This window comes from Pseudomonas sp. LG1E9, assembly GCF_003290225.1.
GTDB classification, from domain to species: domain Bacteria; phylum Pseudomonadota; class Gammaproteobacteria; order Pseudomonadales; family Pseudomonadaceae; genus Aquipseudomonas; species Aquipseudomonas cyclaminis.
Genome location: NZ_CP029983.1, coordinates 5,200,975 through 5,221,458, shown reverse-complemented (window position 1 = coordinate 5,221,458; position 20,484 = coordinate 5,200,975). Strand labels below are relative to the sequence as shown.

Here is a 20,484-nt window from a genome sequence, read left to right as displayed (position 1 = left end):
GTCCGCTGTGGGTCAAGCGTAGACCCGAATGGCGAGGGGGGAAAGTTGTGCTTTGGAAGGGTGTGACACTCGGTCACACGGCTCGGTCACTGTGGAGAGGGAGCAAGCACCCTCTCCACAAGTAACAGTTATTGAGGTTGGCTTTCTGGCGTTGCGCCATCAGCGTTGTGGGACAGGCTGTACACGTAGGCGGCCAGCAGATGCACCTTGTCATTGCCTTGCAGCACTTCCTGCGCAGGCATCTGGCCTTGACGGCCATGGCGAATGGTCTGTTGCAACTGCGCCAGGCTGGTGCCGTAGATATAGCCGCCTGGCAGCGTCAGGTTCGGCGCCCCCATGACTTCCATGCCGTGGCCTTCCGGCCCGTGGCACGCCACGCAAGTGGTGTTGAACGCGGCTTTGCCCGCATCCAGGTCGGCAGTGCTGTTGGCCGGCAGCGGCAACTTGGCCAAATCGTGGCGGACATAGGCAGCAACGTTCTTCACACCGTCATCACCCAGCATCTCACCCCAGGCCGGCATCGCCGCGTGGCGACCGTTCAGGATGGTGGTCTTGATCGCCTCAGCCGAACCGCCCCAGCGCCAGATGTTGTCCGCCAGGTTGGGGAAGCCGAACGCGCCCTTGGCATCCGAGCCGTGGCACACCGCGCAGTTGGAGGCGAACAGGCGACCGCCCATCTTCAGCGCCTGCGGGTCCTTGGCCACTTCTTCCACGGGCATGGCCGAGAATTTGGCGAAGATCGGCCCGAACCTGGTGTCGGCCTTGGCCATTTCCTTGTCCCATTCCTTGGCCGACGTCCAGCCGTCTTCATAACCCGGCAGCACGCCTTTCCAGTTGCCCAGGCCGGGGTAGAGGACCAGGTAGCCGACCGCGAACACCAGAGTGCCGGCGAACAGCATGAACCACCACTGGGGCAGCGGGTTGTCGTATTCCTCGATGCCATCGAAGGCGTGGCCCATGGTCTGGTCCACGCTGCCTTTGGTCTCGCCCTTGCGGGTGCCGATCAACAGCCAAGTCAGGCCGATCAGGCTGCCGAGGGTCAGTACGCAGATCCATGTACTCCAGAATAGGGTCATGGCCGGTTGCTCCTTGTTGCAGGCGCTTCTTGAGCGTCGGATGGAGAAGGTTCATCGGCGAAGGGCAGCAGGCGCGCCTGCTCGAATTCCTCATTGCGCCGGTTGTTGAACACCCACAGCGACAGGCCGATAAAGGCAATGGCGACGACCAGCGTGCCAAGGCCTCGGATGGTGCCCGCATCGAATTCAAATCCCATGGCTCACCTCTTGCTCTTGATGGCAGTGCCGAGCACTTGCAGGTATGAAACCAGCGCGTCCATCTCGGTCTTGCCCTTGAGGCTGGCGACCGCGGCAGTGATGTCGTCGTCGGTGTACGGCACGCCGAGAGTGCGCATCACCTTCAACTTGGTCTCGGTGTGGCTGCTGTCGACCTGGGCCGTGACCAGCCACGGGTAGGCCGGCATTTTCGACTCGGGCACCACGTTGCGCGGGTTGTACAAATGCGCGCGGTGCCAGTCGTCCGAGTAGCGGGCGCCGACGCGTGCCAGGTCCGGACCGGTGCGCTTGGAGCCCCACAGGAACGGGTGATCCCACACGCTCTCGCCCGCCACGGAGTAGTGGCCGTAGCGTTCGGTTTCGGCGCGGAACGGGCGGATCATCTGCGAGTGACACTGCACACAGCCTTCGCGGATGTAGATGTCGCGGCCTTCCAGTTGCAGCGCGGTGTAGGGTTTCATGCCTTCCACCGGCTTGTTGGTCACATCCTGGAAGAACAGCGGGACGATCTGGGTCAGGCCGCCGATGCTCACAGCAAGCACCATGAGCAGCATCAGCAGGCCGACGTTCTTTTCAATCGTTTCGTGTTTCATCACAGACTCCTCAGGCCAACTGCGCAGTGGTAGTGGCTTCGACTGGCTGCGGCGAACGCACGGTGCGCCAGGTGTTGTAAGCCATCAGGAACATGCCGCTGAGGAACACCGCACCGCCCACCAGCCGCACGATGAAGCCTGGGTGACTGGCCACCAGGGTTTCGACGAAGGAGTAGGTCAAGGTGCCGTCTTCGTTGATCGCCCGCCACATCAGGCCTTGGGCAATGCCGTTGACCCACATCGAGGCGATGTAGAGCACGGTGCCGATGGTGGCCAGCCAGAAGTGCGCGTTGATCAGGCCGAGGCTGTACATCTGCTCGCGACCGAAGATTTTCGGGATCATGTGGTACAGCGCGCCGATGGAAATCATCGCCACCCAACCGAGAGCGCCGGCATGTACGTGGCCGATGGTCCAGTCGGTGTAGTGGGAGAGGGCGTTGACGGTCTTGATTGCCATCATCGGGCCTTCGAAGGTCGACATGCCGTAGAACGCCAGGGAGACCACGAGAAAACGCAGGATCGGGTCGCTGCGCAACTTATGCCAGGCGCCCGACAGGGTCATCATGCCGTTGATCATGCCGCCCCAGCTCGGTGCCAGCAGTACCAGCGACATCACCATGCCCAGGGACTGTGCCCAGTCCGGCAGCGCGGTGTAGTGCAAGTGGTGCGGGCCAGCCCAGATGTACAGGGTGATCAGCGCCCAGAAGTGCACAATGGACAAGCGATAGGAATACACCGGACGTTCGGCCTGCTTGGGCACAAAGTAGTACATCATCCCCAAGAAGCCAGCGGTGAGGAAAAAGCCTACCGCGTTGTGCCCATACCACCACTGCACCATGGCATCCGTCGCACCGCCGTAGAGGCTGTAGGACTTGGTCAGGCTGACCGGGATTTCCAGGTTGTTGACGATATGCAGAATCGCCACGGTGATGATGAACGCACCGAAGAACCAGTTGCCGACATAGATATGCTTGGTGTTGCGCTTCATCACCGTGCCGAAGAACACGATGGCGTAGGCCACCCAGACAATGGTGATCAGGATGTCGATCGGCCATTCCAGCTCGGCGTATTCCTTGGAACTGGTGTAGCCCAGTGGCAAGGTGATCGCGGCCAGCAGGATGACCAGTTGCCAGCCCCAGAAGCAGAACGCGGCGATTTTCGGCGCGAACAGTTGAGTCTGGCAGGTGCGTTGCACCGAATAGAACGAGCTGGCAAACAGCGCGCAGCCGCCGAAGGCGAAGATCACCGCGTTGGTGTGCAGTGGGCGCAAACGGCCAAAGCTGGTCCAGGGCAAATCGAAGTTGAGCGCGGGCCAAACCAATTGGGCGGCGAGAAAAACCCCGAGCCCCATGCCGACGATGCCCCACACCACCGTCATAATGGCGAATTGGCGGACCACCTTGTAGTTATAGGCGGTACTTAAAGTAGTGTTCATGGTTCCCCATCCACGGTTCAACCCAAGCAAGTGCGGCACTTGGGCTGGAGTTATAGGCAGACTAAATAGCGAGGCAAGCATGGGCAAAGAGTACAAGGCCAGTATTGACGGGGATCAATGGGCGCAGTGTGTGCGGGAACGCGGCTGGTTGTGGGATGGGGCGAAAGGGTCTATCGCGCGTCCGCCGGTGACGCTGATCCTGGCTCACGGCGCCGGTGCGCCGATGGACTCATCCTTCATGAACGACATGGCTGCACGCCTTGCCGGGCATGGCGTCAACGTGCTGCGCTTCGAGTTTCCCTACATGGCCCAACGCCGGTTGGACGGCGGCAAACGCCCGCCGAACCCGGCGCCGAAACTGCTGGAAGCCTGGCGCGAGGTATATGCCGAGGTGCGACGCCATGTCGCTGGGAAACTGGCCGTTGGCGGCAAGTCCATGGGCGGGCGCATGGCCAGTTTGTTGGCCGATGAACTGGGCGCAGAAGGGCTGGTGTGCCTGGGCTATCCGTTCTATGCCGTGGGCAAACCGGAAAAACCACGGGTCGAGCACTTGGCGGGGCTGAAAACGCCGACGCTGATCGTGCAGGGAGAGCGCGATGCATTGGGCAATCGGGCGGCGGTGGAGGGGTATGTGCTGTCACCGAGCATCGAGGTGATGTGGTTGGTGGCGGGAGATCATGACTTGAAGCCGTTGAAGGCATCGGGGTTCAGTCATGAGCAGCATCTGGAGGCTGCGGCGGTGCAAGTTGCCAGGTTTCTCGGCGGCTGTTAGGGCCTTATCGGGGCATAGGTATCTACACAACTTCCCGTGGATGCTGAATCTATGGCAACTGGGCTGTTGTGGTGAGCGGGCTTGTCCCGCGCTGGGCTGCGAAGCAGCCCCATCAAAGCCACCGCGTTTTTTCAGAAAAACCAAGTTGCCTGGTTTTGGGGCTGCTGCGCAGCCCAGCGCGGGACAAGCCCGCTCACCACAGAGTTATGTATAAGCCTTTGAGAGTTGTGTAGATAGCTATGCTTATCGGGGGCAAGCCCCCTCCCACATTTTGACCACATTCCAAAGTTGGAACTCGGTCCAATGTGGGAGGGGGCTTGCCCCCGATAGCGGTCTACCGGTTAAACCGCTCTACCAGCGAATACTGGGTATTGGCCGTATGCGTCAGCTCTTCACTCAATTGCGCCGAATTCAGCGCCTGCTCCGACGTCTGGTCCGCCAACAACGCAATCGTACTGATGTTGCGGCTGATCTCTTCAGCCACCGAGCTTTGCTCTTCAGTCGCTGCTGCAATCTGCGTCGTCATGTCAGTGATATGCGCCACCGCTTCGCTGATTCCCACCAACGCCTGATCCGCTTCCATCACCCGCGCCACACCTTCTTCAGCCTGGCGATGCCCGGCGTCCATGGTTTGCACGGCCGCGGCGGCGGTTTGTTGCAGCTTGGCGATCAGGGCATGAATCTGCCCGGTCGACTCGGCCGTACGCTGCGCCAGCTGGCGCACTTCGTCGGCCACCACGGCAAACCCTCGGCCCATCTCGCCGGCACGCGCCGCTTCGATGGCGGCGTTCAACGCCAACAGGTTGGTCTGGTCGGCAATGCCTTTGATCACGTCGACAACGCCGCCGATCTCGTCACTGTCCTTGGCCAGTTGGGTGACGGTCACGCCTGTCTCACCCACAGCCACCGACAGGCGCTGAATCGCCTCGCGGGTTTCCCCGGCGATATCGCGGCCGCGACCGGTCAGGCGATTGGCTTCCTGGGTGGCATCAGCCGTGCGCTGCACATGGCTGGCGACTTCCTGGGTGGTCGCCGCCATCTGGTTGACCGCCGTGGCCACCTGCTCGGTTTCCACACGCTGGCGCTCCAGACCGCTGGAGCTGTTGTGCGCCAGGGTGTTGGACTGCGCCGCCTGGTCGTTCAGATGCTCGGCAGTGTCCTGCAAGCGCGTAAGACAGGTCTTCAGACGTGCTTCCTGGCTGAGGATCGACATCTCCAACCGCGCCTGTGCGCCACGGCTGTCGGTGTACATCTGCGCGATCAACGGGTCGGAGGTGGTCTGCTCGGCCAGGCGGAGCAGGCGCTTGAGGCCGCGCTGTTGCCAGCTCAGGCCCAGCAGGCCCAATGGCACCGACAACCCTGCCGCCAGGGCAAAGCCCCAGTGGGAATTGAGCGACGCACCGATCATGAAACTCAACTGGCTGACCAGGATAAACGGCAGCCAGTCCTGCAACACCGGCAGCCACTTGTCCCGCTGGGGAACGGCCGACTTGCCTTGGTTGATGCGTTGGTAGAGCGCTTCGGCCCGGCGGATCTGCTCGGCGGTGGGCTTGATGCGCACCGATTCGTAGCCGACCACCTGGTTGCCTTCGAAGACCGGCGTCACATAGGCGTTAACCCAGTAATGATCGCCGGTCTTGCAGCGGTTCTTGACGATGCCCATCCATGGCAAGCCTTGTTTGAGCGTGGTCCACATATGCCCGAACACCGCCGCCGGCACATCCGGGTGACGCACCAGGTTGTGCGGCGCGCGCAGCAGTTCTTCACGGGTGAACCCACTGATCTCGACGAAAGCGTCGTTGCAGTAGGTGATCACGCCTTTGGCATCTGTGGTTGAGATCAACCGTTGCTGAGCGGGGAAGGTGCGTTCGCGCTGGGTAACGGGTTGGTTATTACGCATGGTTGTTCAATCCGCAAGGCTTTCAGGGGGTATCGGCCGGAACGGAGGTTTATTTAACTTATTTTTGCAACAATCAGCTGCCAGCACCCACATGAAACCTGTCTATAGCGCCCTAGCCAGCTTCCCCGGTCGCAGCACCAGCCACAACGCCCCCGCGATGAGCACCCCGCCATACACATGCGCCATGGACAACGGCTCATTCAACAGCAGCGCGCCCCATAGCACGCCAAACGGCGGAATCAGGAACGTTGTGGTCATCGATCTCACCGGCCCAATGGCGGTAAGCAAGCGGAAATACAACACGTACGCAAACGCCGTACACCCCAATCCCAACCCCAGCAACGACACCCACACCTGCCCGCCGCCCCAACTCGCAGGCGGATGGCTGATCGCACTGTAGGCAAACAACGGCAGCAGGAACAACGTCGCGCCGAGCATGCTGCCCAAGGCCGACAGGCGACTGTCCAACCCACCCCGCTGGTCCAGCCAGCGCCGTGCGAGGAAACCGGCAAAGCCATAGCAGGTGGTGGCCAGCAGGCAGGCCACGGCGCCCATCAACAATTCCAGGTCAAACGCCACCGGTCCCGCACGGGTCAGCACACCAACGCCAAGCAGGCCCAGGCTGACCCCGGCGATTTTCGACGCGGTCAGGCGTTCGCTGAAGAACAGCCCGCCGATCAACACCCCCATCAACGGCGTGGTGGCGTTGAAGATCGCCGAGTAACCGGCCGGCAGCACTTGGGCGGCCACTGAATACAGGGTGGCCGGGATGCCGGAGTTGATCACACCCAGTAGCAGGACGGTTTTGAATTTGCCCTGGAAGTCCCACTTCACTCGCATCACCGCCAGCATTACGAGCAAGCCGACGGCGGCTATGGATACGCGAAAAAATGCGGTCGGGATGGGGCCGATTTCCGGCGCGATGATGCGCATGAACAGAAAGCTCGCGCCCCAGATGGCAGCCAATCCCAGCAGGTAAAGGGTGTCGACAGGTCTCACGGAATATTCCTAAATCAATCAGGCGGCGAGTGTTGCACGCCGCTTTGACTGATTACAGAACAAACCGCGTCACCAGCCCATTCAGGTCCACGGCCAGGCGCGACAGTTCCTGGCTGGCGGCCGAGGTCTGGGTCGCACCGGCGGCGGTCTGGGTGGACAGGTCGCGGATATTCACCAGGCTGCGGTCCACTTCACGGGCAACCAGCGCTTGCTGCTCGGCGGCGCTGGCGATTACCAGGTTGCGCTGGCTGATTTGTGAAATGGCCGCGGTGATTTTCTCCAGGGCGTTGCCCGCGCTGTTGGCCCGTTGCAGGGTCTGGCCGGCGTGATCGGCGCTGCTGTTCAGCGCTTCGACGGTATTTTGGGTGCCTTGCTGGATACCGCTGATCATTTGCTCGATTTCTTCGGTGGAGTCCTGGGTGCGCTGCGCGAGGGAACGCACCTCATCGGCGACCACCGCAAAACCGCGCCCGGCTTCACCCGCACGCGCGGCTTCAATCGCCGCGTTGAGGGCCAGCAGGTTGGTTTGCCCGGCGATGCCACGGATCACTTCCAGCACCTTGCTGATGTCCTGGGCCTGCACCGCCAGGCCTTCGGCCTTGTTCGAGGCGCCGAGCACTTCGTCCACCAGGTTCTGGATCGAGCTGATGGTTTCGCTGATCTGGTAGTGACCGTGCTTGCTGTCTTCATCCGAGGCCTGGGACGCTTCAGCGCTGGACACCGCATTGCCCGCCACTTCGTCCACGGCCGCACTCATTTCGGTGACCGCGGTGGCGGCTTGTTCGATTTCATCGTTTTGCGCTTGCAGGCCACGGGTGCTTTGTTCCATCACCGAACTCATTTCTTCGGCGGCCGACGCCAATTGCTGCGCCGACTCGCTGATGCCTCGGATAGTGGTCTGCAACTGTGTCTGCATGGTGGCCAGGGCACTGAGCAATTGGGCCGGCTCGTCATGGCCTTGCACCTTGATCGGCTGGCTCAAGTCGCCGGCGGCGATGGTGCGCGCCACGGTCAGCGCCTGGCTGAGCGGCGCGGTGATGCTGCGGGTCAGCAGCCAGGCCAGCAGCAAGGTGGCGATCAGTGCAATCACAATGATCAGGCCGACCACCCATTGCGCGCTCGAATACATCTGTGCAGCGGAATCGGCGGCGGCTTCGACACCGTTCTGGTTGAAGACGATCAGCTTTTCCAGGCTCTGGCTGAGCAACGTGCCTTGAGGGGCGAGACGGTTGTTGAGCAGGTCAATGGCGTCTTGCTGCTGATCCTTGTCGATCAAATCAACCATCTGGCTGACGATCGCCAGGTAGCCGGCCACGTCGGTTTTCACCTGCTTGAGCATCTCGCGCTCTTCGTCGTTGGTCAGCAGGGTTTCATGGTGATCCAACAGGGTTTGCAGGTCGCTGCGCTGGCGGGTGATCAGGTTTCTGCTCGTGTCGCGAACCCTTGATTCATCGGTGGTCACCAGGCGCAAGGCCTCCAGGCGGATGCTGGCCACGAAGGCGGCGCTGTCGTGGATATTCTCGATGCTCGGCATCCACGATCGTTCGATGACCAGCGCGCTTTCGCGCAGCTTGGCCATCTGCCCCAGGCAGAACAGCCCGACAATCACCAGCAAGCTGGCCAACACCCCAAAACTCAGACTGGCACGCAGACCGATCCTCATGTTCCTCAATGACATCTCAATGCTCCTTGTGCGATTAGAACCTGCTCCCGGATCGGTCTTTTGACCTTGTTAGGGTGGGAGAGGGCGCGCTATATATCAAAGTGCCACTACCGTGGTAATCGGGGTTTCCCTTAGTTGGATCCAATCCTTGAGGTGGAATCAGTAATGGAAACGGGTCTGCTATTTTTGCTGCCGGGTGCCAAGCCCCGCCGTTAGCGGCTATTGGGCGAACGCAAGGCGACAATGCGGTGTTTTTATTGACCGTATGGTCGAATTAAATAAATTGAAAACAAATGTACAAAGTCAGCGAAGGGGTACAGCGCCGCGCAAAAATTCACCCTTCTCCTGCTTACGTACACTGGCTAAGCTCAAGGCTTCCCGATGCCCGTTCGAGGTTTCCCGCATGTCGCAACCCACGCCCGCCCTCGCGATTGCCCGCAAGATCCTCGACGGCTTCGACGATTACCGTGAGCACTTTCGCCAGATCACCGATGGCGCCCGCGAGCGGTTCGAGAAGGCCCAATGGCAGCAAGGCCAGGCCGCCTCGGCGGCGCGGATCAACCTCTATGAAGAGAAGGTGTTTGAGGTGATCGCAGGCCTGCACGCCCGCTTCGATGACGTGGACTTATTGGATATCGACCTGTGGCCTTTGGTGAAAAGCGCCTACATCAGCCTGATCGACCCGCGTTTCGACGATGAGCTGTCCGAGACCTGGTACAACTCGATCTTTTGCGGCCTGTTCAGCCACGACCTGATCAGCGACGGCTGCATGTTTATCCACACCACCCGGCCAAGCCTGCGCAAGGCGCGGGCCGCGCAGACCCGCACCTACCTGCCCGCCGGCAACATCGGTGAGATGCTCGCGCAGATGTTTGCCGACTACCGTTTCAGCGAACCCTATGCCGACCTGAACGCCGACCTGCAGCGCCTCGAAGCGCAACTGCGGGAAAGCCTGCCCGACTGGGTCTGCAAGGACCCTGACCTCAAGGTCGAGCTGTTTTCCTCGGTGCTCTACCGCAACAAAGGCGCCTATCTGGTAGGGCGCCTTTATACCCGCGACGAACAATGGCCCCTGGTGATCCCGTTGCTGCACCGCGAAGGGCAAGGCATCCAGATCGATGCGCTGATCACCGACGAAGCCGAGGTGTCGATCATCTTTTCGTTTACCCGTTCCTACTTCATGGTCGACGTGCCAGTGCCGGCGGAATTCATCGGCTTCCTCAAGCGCATCCTGCCGGGCAAGCACATCGCCGAGTTGTACACCTCCATCGGTTTCTACAAGCACGGTAAGTCGGAGTTCTACCGTGCGCTGATCAATCACCTGGCCACCACTGACGACCAGTTCATCATGGCCCCCGGCGTGCGCGGCATGGTCATGAGCGTGTTTACCCTGCCGGGCTTCAACACCGTGTTCAAGATCATCAAGGACCGCTTCTCACCGTCGAAAAACGTCAACCGCGCCACGGTGATCGAGAAATACCGCCTGGTTAAAAGCGTCGACCGCGTCGGGCGCATGGCCGATACCCAGGAGTTCGCCGACTTCCGCTTCCCCTTGAGCAAGTTCGAGCCCGAGTGCCTGGCCGAGTTACTCGAAGTGGCCGCCGGCACGGTCGAAGTGGAAGGCGACACGGTGCTCATTCGCCACTGCTGGACCGAACGGCGCATGACCCCGCTCAACCTCTACCTGGAAAACGCCAACCCGGCCCAGGTGCGCGAAGCTTTGGAGGACTATGGACTGGCGATCAAACAACTGGCGGCGGCGAATATCTTTCCCGGCGACATGCTGCTGAAGAACTTCGGTGTTACCCGTCATGGTCGCGTGGTGTTTTACGACTACGACGAAATCTGCTACCTCACTGAAGCCAACTTCCGGCATATCCCGGCGCCGCGTACGCCCGAAGATGAGATGGCCTCCGAGCCCTGGTACTCCATCGGCCCGCTGGATGTGTTCCCGGAGGAGTTCCCGCCGTTCCTGTTTGCCGATGCCGGCCAGCGCAAGTTGTTTGATGAGCTGCATGGTGAGTTGTACAACGCCGACTATTGGAAGGGCCTGCAAGAGGCGATTCGGGAGGGGAAGGTGATTGATGTGTTTCCGTATCGGCGCAAATCAGCTTAAGGGGCTGGATGTTTAGCGGGGCAACATACAACCGCTGCCCCAGAAAACCGGCTTATTTGAGCGCCCACTGGCGGCTGAGCGGGGTGTTTTCGGCGCCGTCGTCCAGGGCTTGCAGGTACGCTTCATAACCTTTCCTGACGGATGCAGGCATGCCGACGACTGGCGTATGCACCGGCGTCGTGCCTTCCGACTTTGCCTTGGCGATGAATGCATCGCTGCCAAGATGGCGCAGATTGATGACCTCATCAATGAAGCGGCCCGCTCTGGCATTGTCGATGTTGGGGTACCGGTCTGCGATACCTGCGCGCAGCATGGTGCGGTCGTCGGTGGTGTAATTGTTTTCGCCGTTGGCTACGTAAGCGGGAATCAGGCCTGATAGGGCGGCTGTAGAGCCTTTCACCGTGCCCAACTGAGGGGAAACGACCACGGAAGGCACTTGGTTCGAGACCTGGTTCTCTACTTCGCCAACGACGCCGCGAACACCTTTTTTCGTGCTCTGTTGCTGGAAATACTCGCGGGCCGCCAGATAGTCCGACACGTGGTTGCTTAAAACCTGCAGGGCTGACGCGTGCGCGGTCTGGGCCGGCCAGGCCTGTAACTGCGCCGTGATGGCAGGACTCTCTGCGCCTTGCATGATCAGGCGTGATAGCTCTTCACCGGCCTCTCCTGGTAGTTTTTCCAGCTGCTGTAAAATACGATCAGCCGCATGATCCTGGTAGCTGTGCTGAACATTGGCGGCCAACTGCGCCACGGCGGCACCGACAATCAACAGGCCGCTGCTGCTGTTGCTGCCCCGGGTTTGCAGGCCCAGGACAGTCTTGAAAGGCTGGTCGCCATAGACTTGATCGTAGTCGTAGACGGGTTCGAGCTGATGCCGCAGATCGCCGAGTATGGCGCCGCTGCTTCCCGGCTTGTCGATATCCTGGCCAAGGGCATAGACGTAGTAGTCGGCATCCAGAACGCTATGAGGGGCCTGCGGGTCGCTGCCGGGCTTGCTATAGCTCAATTGTAAAGGCGCGCCATCAGGGCTCGGGTTCGGACGGATATCGAGCGCGTCCACGCAGACCAGATTGTTCTGGGCCACTTGCGGCGCAAATTTCAGTTGATGGCCATCCAGTAGGACCGGCTTGGTACTGCGGATCAGCCAATTGACCTTTGCTCCCAGCTCTTTCGCACGCTCCACGGCATCAATGCCCGCGTTGGGGCCGTGCACCACCACATGTTTGCCTGCGAATTTTTCGGGGGTGCGGTCGGTGGCCCGCATGAACTCATCCAAGTCCATGACTTTGCCCTGCAAGGCCTCCTGCTTATGCAGACGAATATTACCCAAGCGTTTTTCTGCCTGGGTCTGCGTGCAGTCGGTTTTCAACAGGCTTGTATGCGGACCCGCTCCCATGCCCAATACCACTTGGCGGCTTTCTATGGCCTGGCCGTTGCCTAAGCTGATCCGGTAGAGGCCATTTTTCAAGCGGCTTATACCGGTTATCTGCTCCGGCACATGTTCCGCGCCTAACGCTTTCACGCGTTCCAGTTGCAACTGGTTACTTGCTGAAAATTCGCCCCGGTCGGCATAACCCGCATTGTAAGCAGGTACCGTTGAGCCCCATTGGTCGATAATTTCATGTTGATGGTTGATGTAGCCGAGACCGCGAACATTGGCCGACCAGGGATCTTCCTGGCCGATGATGCTGACTTTTCCCAGCAAGGGATTAGTGCGGCCGTCTGAGGAAACCCGCTGGTTTAATTCATTGATCAGGTAGGCGACGCTGCTGCCCGCGCCCACAACTGTCAGATCACGCACCCGGTGAGGGTTCAGTGGGGCGTCGGTGTTGCCAAGGGCTTGGGCGCCTATCGGCCTGTGTGACTGCTGCAAGGGTTGGGAAGCATACAAATTTTTTCCAAGAAGCATCGGGATAATCCTATTTTGAAAGGCCTCATCCGCAGGCGTAAGTACTCATCCTTGGTGCTGGGAATCACAGGGGGGCGAGGATCAACGCCTCATTAAAGCGATTTCTCCCGGAACAGCCGCAAGGATTGCTCTGAGTGAATTGAGGAATCTGCCGTCTTCCGACGTAAGAAAGTTCATCGCTGTGTCAGCTGGCGGTGAGCTTAACGAACACCCAAATTAAGGGCGGGGGTATCCGCCTGTTTTTAAGCGGACGCGATAGCCCTTAAATGCGAAGACGGGATGCCAGGCCGCTTATGTTGAAAGGCCTGTAGGACGTGATCCGCGCCGGTAAGTTCATCGATGTATTGTCTTGCCGGCGCAGGTGGGGCGGAGTTTCTTGAAACGCTAACTCATCGCGTATCAGTAGTTTAAAGGGCAGTCATTTACACGTTGACGCAAGTACTGGTCGACGTTGGTTTACCGCTTACCATCTACTATGCTTTTTAATACAATGTCACTCCAATTGCTCGCTCGGTTCCTGTCTGTCTCGTTGGGGGCCTTGCTCTGCGCGTTCGAAGTTTCCTTGTACAAGTCCTTCATGGAATCTTTATAGGATTGATCGATATTTTTGGTCGAGCCGCCCTTGCTTTCCAGTTCTAGTTTTCTTTGTAACAAGCCTATAGGCCTATCCAGGGAGCTTTGCTTGATGCTAGACGTAGGGAAGTCTGTGGGAAGCTTCTTAAGCGTCTCGATTGTTTTCCATGAGCTAGAAGAAGCCGATGCACCCTGTGGTGCTTGTTCTGGAGTGCGTTGGTGCTTTTCCGCAAAGGAATGACCATAACCACCCACGCGAGAAGAAGACATACGATCTATAGGCATAAAAACTCCGATTGGTAATGTTGGAGCGCGCTAAAAAATAGGCACTGCTAAAAATGAGTTGGCGCGTTCAGCGGCAGTATCAAAGACCGCTCATAAAGTTCATTCCCCGATTGGTCTGGCTCGTCGTGTGGTAGTTCGAGATCCGAGCGGCCGTCAAATTAGTTGCAGGCGCCGATGACGTCCGGTCGTTCGAAGTCGACGAGGACTTTTGCGTATAGGGTGGAGGGAATTCGTATTGCGGCGGCGGCAGCGATTCGCTTGAGCGTGGTTGCGCCCTCATGGCATCTGTGTAGCTCGGAAGTTTTGGTGTGGAAGTGGAGGAATCGATGGGCATATAACGCTCCGAGTTCAAGGTGGAATATTCTGACTGTCCAGATGAATCTGGACGGTGTATTTGAACTGCACATACCTAACCCAATACATCGGACTTCAGCTTTTAAAGAGTCGGAAAGGAGGCCTGTTTTTTGTAGGAGCAGTCGTTGTGATTCGGTTGCCAGCGCCGCTACCCGATGATGCAACGTCTCCAGTCGTGTCGAAATCTGCGACAATCGCTTCCATTCCATCGACTCATGCTGCGCAGGCCTCACCTGCCTCACCCAAAAGACCCTTGCCGCCCTGATGACTGACCAAGCGCCCGCTATCGACCAACTGCTCAAGAACCTCGATCACGCCATGCTCGCCGACCGCCACCGCTTGCGGCGGCAGTTGCTTGAGCTGCGCAAAAAGCCCGACGAGGAAAAACTGGCGCAGTGGGTCACGCGCATGCAGGCGTCCTGCGCCCAGGTCACGGCGCGGCGCGCCAGCCTGCCGGTGATTCGCTACGACGACAGCCTGCCGATTGCCGCCAAGCGCGACGAGATCAAAGACGCGCTGAACAAGCATCAGGTCCTGATCATTGCCGGCGAAACCGGCTCGGGTAAAACCACCCAGTTGCCGAAGATCTGCCTGGAAATCGGCCGCGGCCAGTACGGTTTGATCGGCCACACTCAACCGCGCCGGATCGCGGCGCGCAGCGTGGCCAGTCGGGTTGCCGAAGAACTGGCCACGCCTTTGGGCGCGTTGGTCGGTTATCAGGTGCGGTTTGAAGACCAGAGCGATTCCAACACCCTGATCAAGCTGATGACCGACGGCATCCTGCTGGCGGAAACCCAGAACGACCGTTACCTGGAACGCTACGACACGATCATCGTCGACGAAGCCCACGAACGCAGCCTGAACATCGACTTCCTGCTCGGTTACCTGAAAACCCTGCTGCCACGTCGCCCCGACCTCAAAGTCATCATCACCTCGGCGACCATCGACCTGGAGCGCTTTTCCAAGCACTTCGACGATGCGCCGATTGTCGAGGTCTCGGGCCGCACGTTCCCGGTGGACACCTGGTACCGCCCGCTGACCCTGGAGCAGGACGAAGAGGGCAACCGCGTCGAGGACGACCTGACCGTCGACCAGGCGATCCTCGCCACCCTTGATGAAATCGCCGCCTACGAGCGCAGCGAACGGCGCAGCCCCGGCGATGTACTGGTGTTTTTGCCGGGTGAGCGCGAGATCCGCGACGCCGCCGAGATGCTGCGCAAGGCCCAGCTCAAGCACACCGAAATCCTGCCGCTGTACGCGCGCCTGTCGCCAGCCGAGCAACAACGGATTTTCCAGTCCCATCCGGGCCGGCGCGTGGTGCTGGCGACCAACGTCGCGGAAACCTCGCTGACCGTGCCGGGCATTCGTTATGTGATCGACAGCGGCACCGCGCGCATCAGCCGCTACAGCTACCGCGCCAAGGTGCAGCGCCTGCCGATCGAGGCCATTTCCCAGGCCAGTGCCAACCAGCGTAAAGGCCGGTGCGGGCGAGTTGAGCCGGGCATCTGCATCCGGCTGTTCAGCGAAGAGGACTTTATCGGGCGCCCGGAGTTTACCGATCCGGAAATCCTGCGCACCAACCTCGCCGCCGTGATCCTGCAGATGCTGCACCTGCGCCTGGGTGAAATCACCGACTTCCCGTTTATCGAGCCGCCGGACGGCAAGGCGATCAGCGACGGCTTCAATCTGCTGCAAGAGTTGTCGGCAGTGGACCGCAACAGTCAACTGACGCCCTTGGGCCGCCAGTTGGCGCGTCTGCCGGTGGACCCGCGCATGGGCCGCATGTTGCTGGAGGCCGCCAAACTTGGCAGTTTGCAGGAAGTGCTCATCGTCGCCAGCGCCATGTCGATCCAGGATCCGCGTGAGCGCCCGCCGGAGCGCCAACAGGCCGCCGACCAGGCCCATGCCCAGTGGAAAGATCCGGACTCGGACTTCGCCGGGCTGGTCAATCTGTGGCGTGGCTTTGAAGAACAGCGCCAGGAACTGACCGCCAGCCCGCTGCGCAATTGGTGCCGCAAGAACTTCCTCAACTACCTGCGCCTGCGCGAGTGGCGCGATTCCCATCGCCAGTTGAGCCTGATCTGTCGCGACATGCAGTTGACGATCAACAAAGAACCGGCGGATTTCCCGAAACTGCACAAAGCGGTGCTCTCCGGGCTGCTCAGCCAGATTGGCCAGAAAACCGAAGACGGCGATTACCTGGGGGCGCGCCAGCGGCGCTTCTGGATTCACCCGTCATCGGGCATCGGCAAGAAGCGTCCGCAATGGCTGATGACGGCCGAGCTGGTGGAAACCACCAAACTGTATGCGCGCATGGTCGCCAAGATCGACGCTGATTGGATCGAGCCGCTGGCCGGGCACCTGATCAAGAAAAATCACTTCGAACCGCATTGGGAGAAAAAGCGCGGCCAAGTGGTGGCGTTTGAGCAGATCACCCTGTTCGGGCTGATTGTGGTCGGGCGCCGGCCGGTGCATTACGGGCCGATTGACCCGGTGGTGTCCCGCGAGCTGTTTATCCGCGAGGGCCTGGTGCGCGGTGAGATCCAGTCCCGGGCCAAGTGCCTCACCGCCAACCAGCAACTGCTGGAACAACTCGACGAACTGGAGGCCAAGGCGCGCCGCCGCGACATCCTGGCCGACGAAGAAACCCTGTACGCCTTCTACGACGCACGCCTGCCAGCAGAGATCCACCAGACCGCGACCTTCGACAGTTGGTACAAGGTCAACAGCCAGAAAGACCCGCAGTTGCTGATCATGCGCGAAGAAGACGTGCTCGCCCGCGAGGCCAGTGAAGTCACTGCCACCCATTACCCGGACACCCTGCACCTGGGCGACCTGGAACTGGCCCTGAGTTATCACTTCGAACCCAACCACCCGCGTGATGGCGTGACCCTGCGCGTACCCGCGCCGCTGCTACCGGCCTTGCCGCCGGAGCGCCTGGCATGGCTGGTGCCGGGGGTGATCGAAGCCAAGTGCATCGCCCTGGTGCGCAACCTGCCGAAGGCGCTGCGCAAGAACTTCGTGCCGGTGCCGGACTTCGTCAAGGCCGCGCTGCAACGCATCGAATTTGGCCAGGGCTCGCTGCCCCAGGCGCTGGGGCGCGAACTGTTGCGCATGACGGGCGCGCGGGTCAGCGATGAGGCATGGGCCGAGTCCGCGCAACAGGTGGAGAACCACCTGAAGATGAACCTGGAAGTGGTCGACGGCCAAGGCAAGTTCCTCGGTGAAGGTCGCGACCTGGCCGAGCTGACCGCACGTTTTGCCGAAGCCAGCCAGGCTGCGTTGGCCGTGCCGCAAACAGCGAAAAGCCAGCAGCCGGTGGAAGCCAAGGTGTTCGCCGCCGTGGCCGAGAAGACCCAACAGAAGATCGCCGGGCTGTCGATGACGGTGTATCCGGCGCTGGTGGAAGAAAACGGTACGGTCAAGGAAGGCCGTTTCTCCACCGCCGCCGAGGCTGAGTTCCAGCATCGCCGCGCTTTGCAGCGCCTGCTGATGCAGCAACTGGCGGAACCGGTGAAATTCCTGCGCGGCAAGTTACCCGGTCTCACCGAGTTGGGGCTGATGTACCGCGAATTGGGGCGGATCGACGCGCTGGTGGAAGACATCCTGCTGGCCAGCCTCGACACCTGCGTGCTGGAAGGCGAAGCCAGCTTGCCGCGTGATGGCGCAGGCTTGGCCGCCTTGGCCGAACGCAAGCGCGGCAGTTGGACCGAGCACGCCGAACGCCAGGCGCGCTTGACCTTGGAAGTACTGAAGCTCTGGCATGGCTTGCAAAAACGCTTCAAAGGCAAGATCGACCTGGCCCAGGCGGTGGCCTTGAATGACATCAAGCAGCAATTGAGTAACCTGGTGTATCCGGGTTTTGTACGGGAAACCCCGGCGCAGTGGTTCAAGGAACTGCCGCGTTACCTCAAGGCCATCGAGTTGCGTCTTGAAAAACTGCCGAGCCAGGTGCAAAAAGACCGGGTGTGGAGCGGCGAGCTGAGTGGGCTATGGGCGCAGTACCAGAACCGCCTGAACAAACACGCCCAGGAAGGCAAGCGCGATCCTCAACTGGAGCTCTACCGCTGGTGGCTGGAGGAGTATCGGGTGTCGTTGTTTGCCCAGCAGTTGGGCACCAAGGTGCCGATTTCCGACAAGCGCCTGAGTAAGCAGTGGACGCTGGTCGAGGCCTGATTTCTGTCCCACATTTAAGCGGTGTTTGTCTGGAAGTGGCGCCAAATCCCTGGGTTTGTGGCAAACTTCGCGCCCATAAATGCCGGGATTGTCGTGAAGTACTGCGACGCGATGGAATAAAGCGATGCCAGTTTGATGTCCGCTGGACGGAATAAAACTACTTAAAGTTTGGTACGACGGTACCAATATCTTCTGCCTGACAGATTTAGAGGAACGACCGTGCATAACGTCGTCATCAGCGGCACTGGCCTTTACACCCCTGCCAACAGCATCTCCAACGAAGAGCTGGTGCAGTCTTTCAATACCTACGTGCAGCAGTTCAACGCTGACAACGCCGCTGCCATCGAGCGCGGCGAGGTGCAGGCGCTGACTGAGTCCAGCGCGGCCTTTATCGAAAAGGCGTCCGGCATCAAGAGCCGCTTCGTGATGGACAAAGACGGCATTCTCGACCCGCAGCGCATGGCCCCACGCCTGCCTGAGCGCAGCAACGACGAATGGTCGGTGCTCTGCCAGATGGCCGTCGGCGCCGCTGAACAAGCCTTGAAGCGCGCCGGCAGGACCGCCGCCGACATCGACGGCGTGATCGTCGCCTGCTCCAACCTGCAGCGCGCCTACCCGGCCATCGCCATCGAAGTCCAGGAAGCCCTCGGTATCGCAGGCTTTGGTTTCGACATGAACGTGGCGTGCTCTTCAGCCACCTTCGGCATCCAGAACGCCGCCAACAGCATCCAACTGGGCCAGGCGCGGGCGATCCTGATGGTCAATCCGGAGGTCTGCACCGGCCACCTGAACTTCCGCGACCGCGACAGCCACTTCATCTTCGGTGATGCCGCGACGGCTGTGGTCCTGGAGCGTGCCGACCTGGCAACGTCCGAGCACCAGTTCGACGTGGTCAGCACCAAGCTGTTGACCAAGTTCTCCAACACCATCCGCAATAACTTCGGCTTCCTCAACCGTGCGGCGGAAGAGGGCATTGGCGCCCCCGACAAATTGTTCGTGCAGGAAGGCCGCAAAGTCTTTCGCGACGTGTGCCCGATGGTGGCCGAACTGATCGGCGTGCACCTGGAAGAAAACCAGTTGAACGTGGCCGATGTGAAACGCTTCTGGCTGCACCAGGCCAACCTGAGCATGAACCACCTGATCGTGAAGAAACTGCTCGGCCGCGAAGCCACGGTGGAAGAAGCCCCGGTGATCCTCGATACTTACGCCAATACCAGCTCCGCAGGCTCGGTGATCGCGTTTCACACGTACCAGGATGATCTGCCCAAGGGCTCCGTCGCGGTACTCAGTTCGTTTGGCGCGGGCTATTCGATCGGCAGCGTGATCCTGCGCAAGCGCTAAGACAATCGAGGTCTAAATGGCAGCAGCGGACGACACGCACCTGCTTGAACGGCTGCTCAAGGGCGAGCAACAGGCCTATAAGGAATTGGTCACCACCTACCAGAGCGCCATGCGCGCGGTGGCTTATGCGATCGTCGGCCAGCGCCATGCCGATGAGGTGGTGCAGGACGCCTGGCTGTCGGTGGTCCGCAACGTCGCCAGGTTTGAAGGGCGCTCCAGCCTCAAGACCTGGCTACTGACCATCACCGCCAACGCCGCCAAGGGGCGCTACAAGCAAAATCGTCGCGAGGTGTTGCTCGACGATTTGCCTTCGCCCCACGGCACCATCGGCGATGAGCGCTTTACCCCCGACGACGGCCACTGGGCAGTCGCCCCGTTTGCCTGGCATCAGGACACCCCGGAAGCCTTGCTGACCGAGGATGAGCTGCGCGAATGCCTGGAGCATACGTTGCTGAGTTTGTCGCAGTTGCAAAGCAGCGTGCTGGTGTTGCGTGAACGCCAGGGCCTGGAGTTGGAAGAGATTTGTAATCTCCTGACACTCTCTCTGTCCAATGTTCGTGTGCTGTTGCATCGAGCGCGGCTTAAAGTCTTCGCCACGGTGGAGCATTTTGAGGAAACGGGCGAATGTTGACTTGTAAAGAACAAGTGGCACGTTCCAGTGACTATCTCGATGGGCAATTGACCTTTCGCGAGCGCCTGCTGGTGCGTCATCACTTGATGTTCTGCCCGAACTGCCGCCGGTTTATCCGTCAGATGCGCCTGATGCAGGCGACGCTGAAGATCATGCCGGATGAGCCGGTGAAGGATGTGGATGCCTTGGCGCAGCGGCTGGCTGCCGAGCGGCTCAAGGATCAATAAAGGCGGGGTGGAAGCAGGCTCGCGTGGCTGGATCGAACGGATGATGGGGACCGATCTCGCCACGCAAGGCTGTTGCAGCTACCTCGGGCCGTCCTGGCCCAAGGCGTATTACACGTACTATCAGAACTTGGCTTCTGCATCCAACTGCAGGGTATTGGCGTTGGCATCGCGGTAACCCGCGACGCTGGCGTAATCCGCCTTGGTCAGGAAGTACGTCG

General features: G+C 60.2%; 14 protein-coding genes and 2 pseudogenes. 6 read left to right on the top strand and 10 right to left on the bottom strand.

Annotated features, from left to right (window positions below; genetic code table 11):
• Window positions 1-128 precede the first annotated feature (128 nt).
• The 4 genes from ccoP to ccoN are packed head-to-tail and all read right to left on the bottom strand — an operon-like array spanning window position 129 to window position 3,320.
• Entirely contained in the window at window positions 129-1,076 is a 948-nt protein-coding gene (gene ccoP, locus DNK50_RS23875; protein ID WP_099582659.1) for a cytochrome-c oxidase, cbb3-type subunit III, read from the bottom strand.
• A complete protein-coding gene (locus DNK50_RS23870) occupies window positions 1,073-1,273 on the bottom strand; it encodes a cbb3-type cytochrome c oxidase subunit 3 (protein ID WP_099582658.1) in 201 nt (66 codons plus the stop codon). Before DNK50_RS23870 ends, ccoP begins: the two co-directional genes overlap by 4 nt.
• A gap of 3 nt (window positions 1,274-1,276) precedes the next feature.
• Window positions 1,277-1,885 (bottom strand): cytochrome-c oxidase, cbb3-type subunit II, encoded by a 609-nt coding sequence (ccoO, locus tag DNK50_RS23865; RefSeq protein ID WP_099582657.1) that lies wholly within the window; start codon window positions 1,883-1,885, stop codon window positions 1,277-1,279.
• A 10-nt stretch (window positions 1,886-1,895) separates the two neighbouring features.
• Window positions 1,896-3,320, bottom strand: a complete 1,425-nt coding sequence (gene ccoN, locus DNK50_RS23860; RefSeq protein ID WP_099582656.1) for a cytochrome-c oxidase, cbb3-type subunit I — start codon at window positions 3,318-3,320, stop codon at window positions 1,896-1,898.
• 79 nt (window positions 3,321-3,399) lie between these two features.
• Between ccoN and DNK50_RS23855 the strand changes: the two genes are divergently transcribed.
• Window positions 3,400-4,092 (top strand): alpha/beta family hydrolase, encoded by a 693-nt coding sequence (locus DNK50_RS23855; protein ID WP_112196427.1) that lies wholly within the window; start codon window positions 3,400-3,402, stop codon window positions 4,090-4,092.
• 334 nt (window positions 4,093-4,426) lie between these two features.
• On the opposite strand, the gene DNK50_RS23845 is transcribed toward DNK50_RS23855, so the two are convergent.
• From DNK50_RS23845 to DNK50_RS29640, 4 genes and pseudogenes are all read right to left on the bottom strand, one after another.
• Window positions 4,427-5,992 carry a PAS domain-containing methyl-accepting chemotaxis protein gene (locus DNK50_RS23845; RefSeq protein ID WP_112196426.1) on the bottom strand — a complete coding sequence of 522 codons (1,566 nt, stop codon included), beginning with the start codon at window positions 5,990-5,992 and terminating at the stop codon, window positions 4,427-4,429.
• Window positions 5,993-6,094: 102 nt separating this feature from the next.
• Window positions 6,095-6,991, bottom strand: a complete 897-nt coding sequence (locus DNK50_RS23840; RefSeq protein ID WP_112196425.1) for a DMT family transporter — start codon at window positions 6,989-6,991, stop codon at window positions 6,095-6,097.
• 52 nt (window positions 6,992-7,043) lie between these two features.
• Window positions 7,044-7,640, bottom strand: a pseudogene (locus DNK50_RS29645) (methyl-accepting chemotaxis protein); the annotation flags it as partial.
• A gap of 309 nt (window positions 7,641-7,949) precedes the next feature.
• Window positions 7,950-8,654 (bottom strand): annotated as a pseudogene (locus DNK50_RS29640) (MCP four helix bundle domain-containing protein); the annotation flags it as partial.
• 403 nt (window positions 8,655-9,057) lie between these two features.
• On the opposite strand from DNK50_RS29640, the gene aceK reads away from it, so the two are divergent.
• Complete coding sequence (aceK, locus tag DNK50_RS23830; RefSeq protein ID WP_099584025.1) at window positions 9,058-10,770, top strand: bifunctional isocitrate dehydrogenase kinase/phosphatase; 1,713 nt, start codon at window positions 9,058-9,060, stop codon at window positions 10,768-10,770.
• 52 nt (window positions 10,771-10,822) lie between these two features.
• Here aceK and DNK50_RS23825 read toward each other — a convergent pair whose 3' ends face one another.
• On the bottom strand, window positions 10,823-12,679 hold the full coding sequence (locus DNK50_RS23825; RefSeq protein WP_112196423.1) for a restriction endonuclease: 1,857 nt from the start codon (window positions 12,677-12,679) through the stop codon (window positions 10,823-10,825).
• A 456-nt stretch (window positions 12,680-13,135) separates the two neighbouring features.
• Complete coding sequence (locus tag DNK50_RS28880) at window positions 13,136-13,537, bottom strand: hypothetical protein (protein WP_143522407.1); 402 nt, start codon at window positions 13,535-13,537, stop codon at window positions 13,136-13,138.
• A gap of 618 nt (window positions 13,538-14,155) precedes the next feature.
• On the opposite strand from DNK50_RS28880, the gene hrpA reads away from it, so the two are divergent.
• The 4 genes from hrpA to DNK50_RS23800 all read left to right on the top strand — a co-directional run bounded on the left by hrpA (window position 14,156) and on the right by DNK50_RS23800 (window position 20,266).
• The gene (gene hrpA / locus DNK50_RS23815; RefSeq protein WP_112196421.1) at window positions 14,156-18,067 is read left to right on the top strand and encodes an ATP-dependent RNA helicase HrpA; all 3,912 of its coding nucleotides are present in this window, start codon (window positions 14,156-14,158) and stop codon (window positions 18,065-18,067) included.
• A gap of 219 nt (window positions 18,068-18,286) precedes the next feature.
• On the top strand, window positions 18,287-19,408 hold the full coding sequence (locus tag DNK50_RS23810) for a beta-ketoacyl-ACP synthase III (RefSeq protein WP_099584028.1): 1,122 nt from the start codon (window positions 18,287-18,289) through the stop codon (window positions 19,406-19,408).
• Window positions 19,409-19,424: 16 nt separating this feature from the next.
• On the top strand, window positions 19,425-20,039 hold the full coding sequence (locus DNK50_RS23805) for an RNA polymerase sigma factor (protein ID WP_112196420.1): 615 nt from the start codon (window positions 19,425-19,427) through the stop codon (window positions 20,037-20,039).
• Window positions 20,033-20,266, top strand: coding sequence for an anti-sigma factor (locus tag DNK50_RS23800; protein WP_032887702.1), 234 nt, complete (start codon window positions 20,033-20,035; stop codon window positions 20,264-20,266). The genes DNK50_RS23805 and DNK50_RS23800 overlap by 7 nt, the downstream gene beginning before the upstream one ends.
• Window positions 20,267-20,484 lie beyond the last annotated feature (218 nt).

Excerpts from the sequence above, each read along its gene's own strand:
- hrpA (WP_112196421.1), top strand. The coding sequence starts at position 14,156 with ATGACTGACCAAGCGCCCGCTATCGACCAACTGCTCAAGAACCTCGAT.
- DNK50_RS23855 (WP_112196427.1), top strand. The coding sequence starts at position 3,400 with ATGGGCAAAGAGTACAAGGCCAGTATTGACGGGGATCAATGGGCGCAG.
- DNK50_RS23870 (WP_099582658.1), bottom strand. The coding sequence starts at position 1,273 with ATGGGATTTGAATTCGATGCGGGCACCATCCGAGGCCTTGGCACGCTG.
- DNK50_RS23825 (WP_112196423.1), bottom strand. The coding sequence starts at position 12,679 with ATGCTTCTTGGAAAAAATTTGTATGCTTCCCAACCCTTGCAGCAGTCA.
- ccoN (WP_099582656.1), bottom strand. The coding sequence starts at position 3,320 with ATGAACACTACTTTAAGTACCGCCTATAACTACAAGGTGGTCCGCCAA.
- aceK (WP_099584025.1), top strand. The coding sequence starts at position 9,058 with ATGTCGCAACCCACGCCCGCCCTCGCGATTGCCCGCAAGATCCTCGAC.
- ccoP (WP_099582659.1), bottom strand. The coding sequence starts at position 1,076 with ATGACCCTATTCTGGAGTACATGGATCTGCGTACTGACCCTCGGCAGC.
- ccoO (WP_099582657.1), bottom strand. The coding sequence starts at position 1,885 with ATGAAACACGAAACGATTGAAAAGAACGTCGGCCTGCTGATGCTGCTC.
- DNK50_RS23800 (WP_032887702.1), top strand. The coding sequence starts at position 20,033 with ATGTTGACTTGTAAAGAACAAGTGGCACGTTCCAGTGACTATCTCGAT.
- DNK50_RS28880 (WP_143522407.1), bottom strand. The coding sequence starts at position 13,537 with ATGCCTATAGATCGTATGTCTTCTTCTCGCGTGGGTGGTTATGGTCAT.
- DNK50_RS23805 (WP_112196420.1), top strand. The coding sequence starts at position 19,425 with ATGGCAGCAGCGGACGACACGCACCTGCTTGAACGGCTGCTCAAGGGC.
- DNK50_RS23845 (WP_112196426.1), bottom strand. The coding sequence starts at position 5,992 with ATGCGTAATAACCAACCCGTTACCCAGCGCGAACGCACCTTCCCCGCT.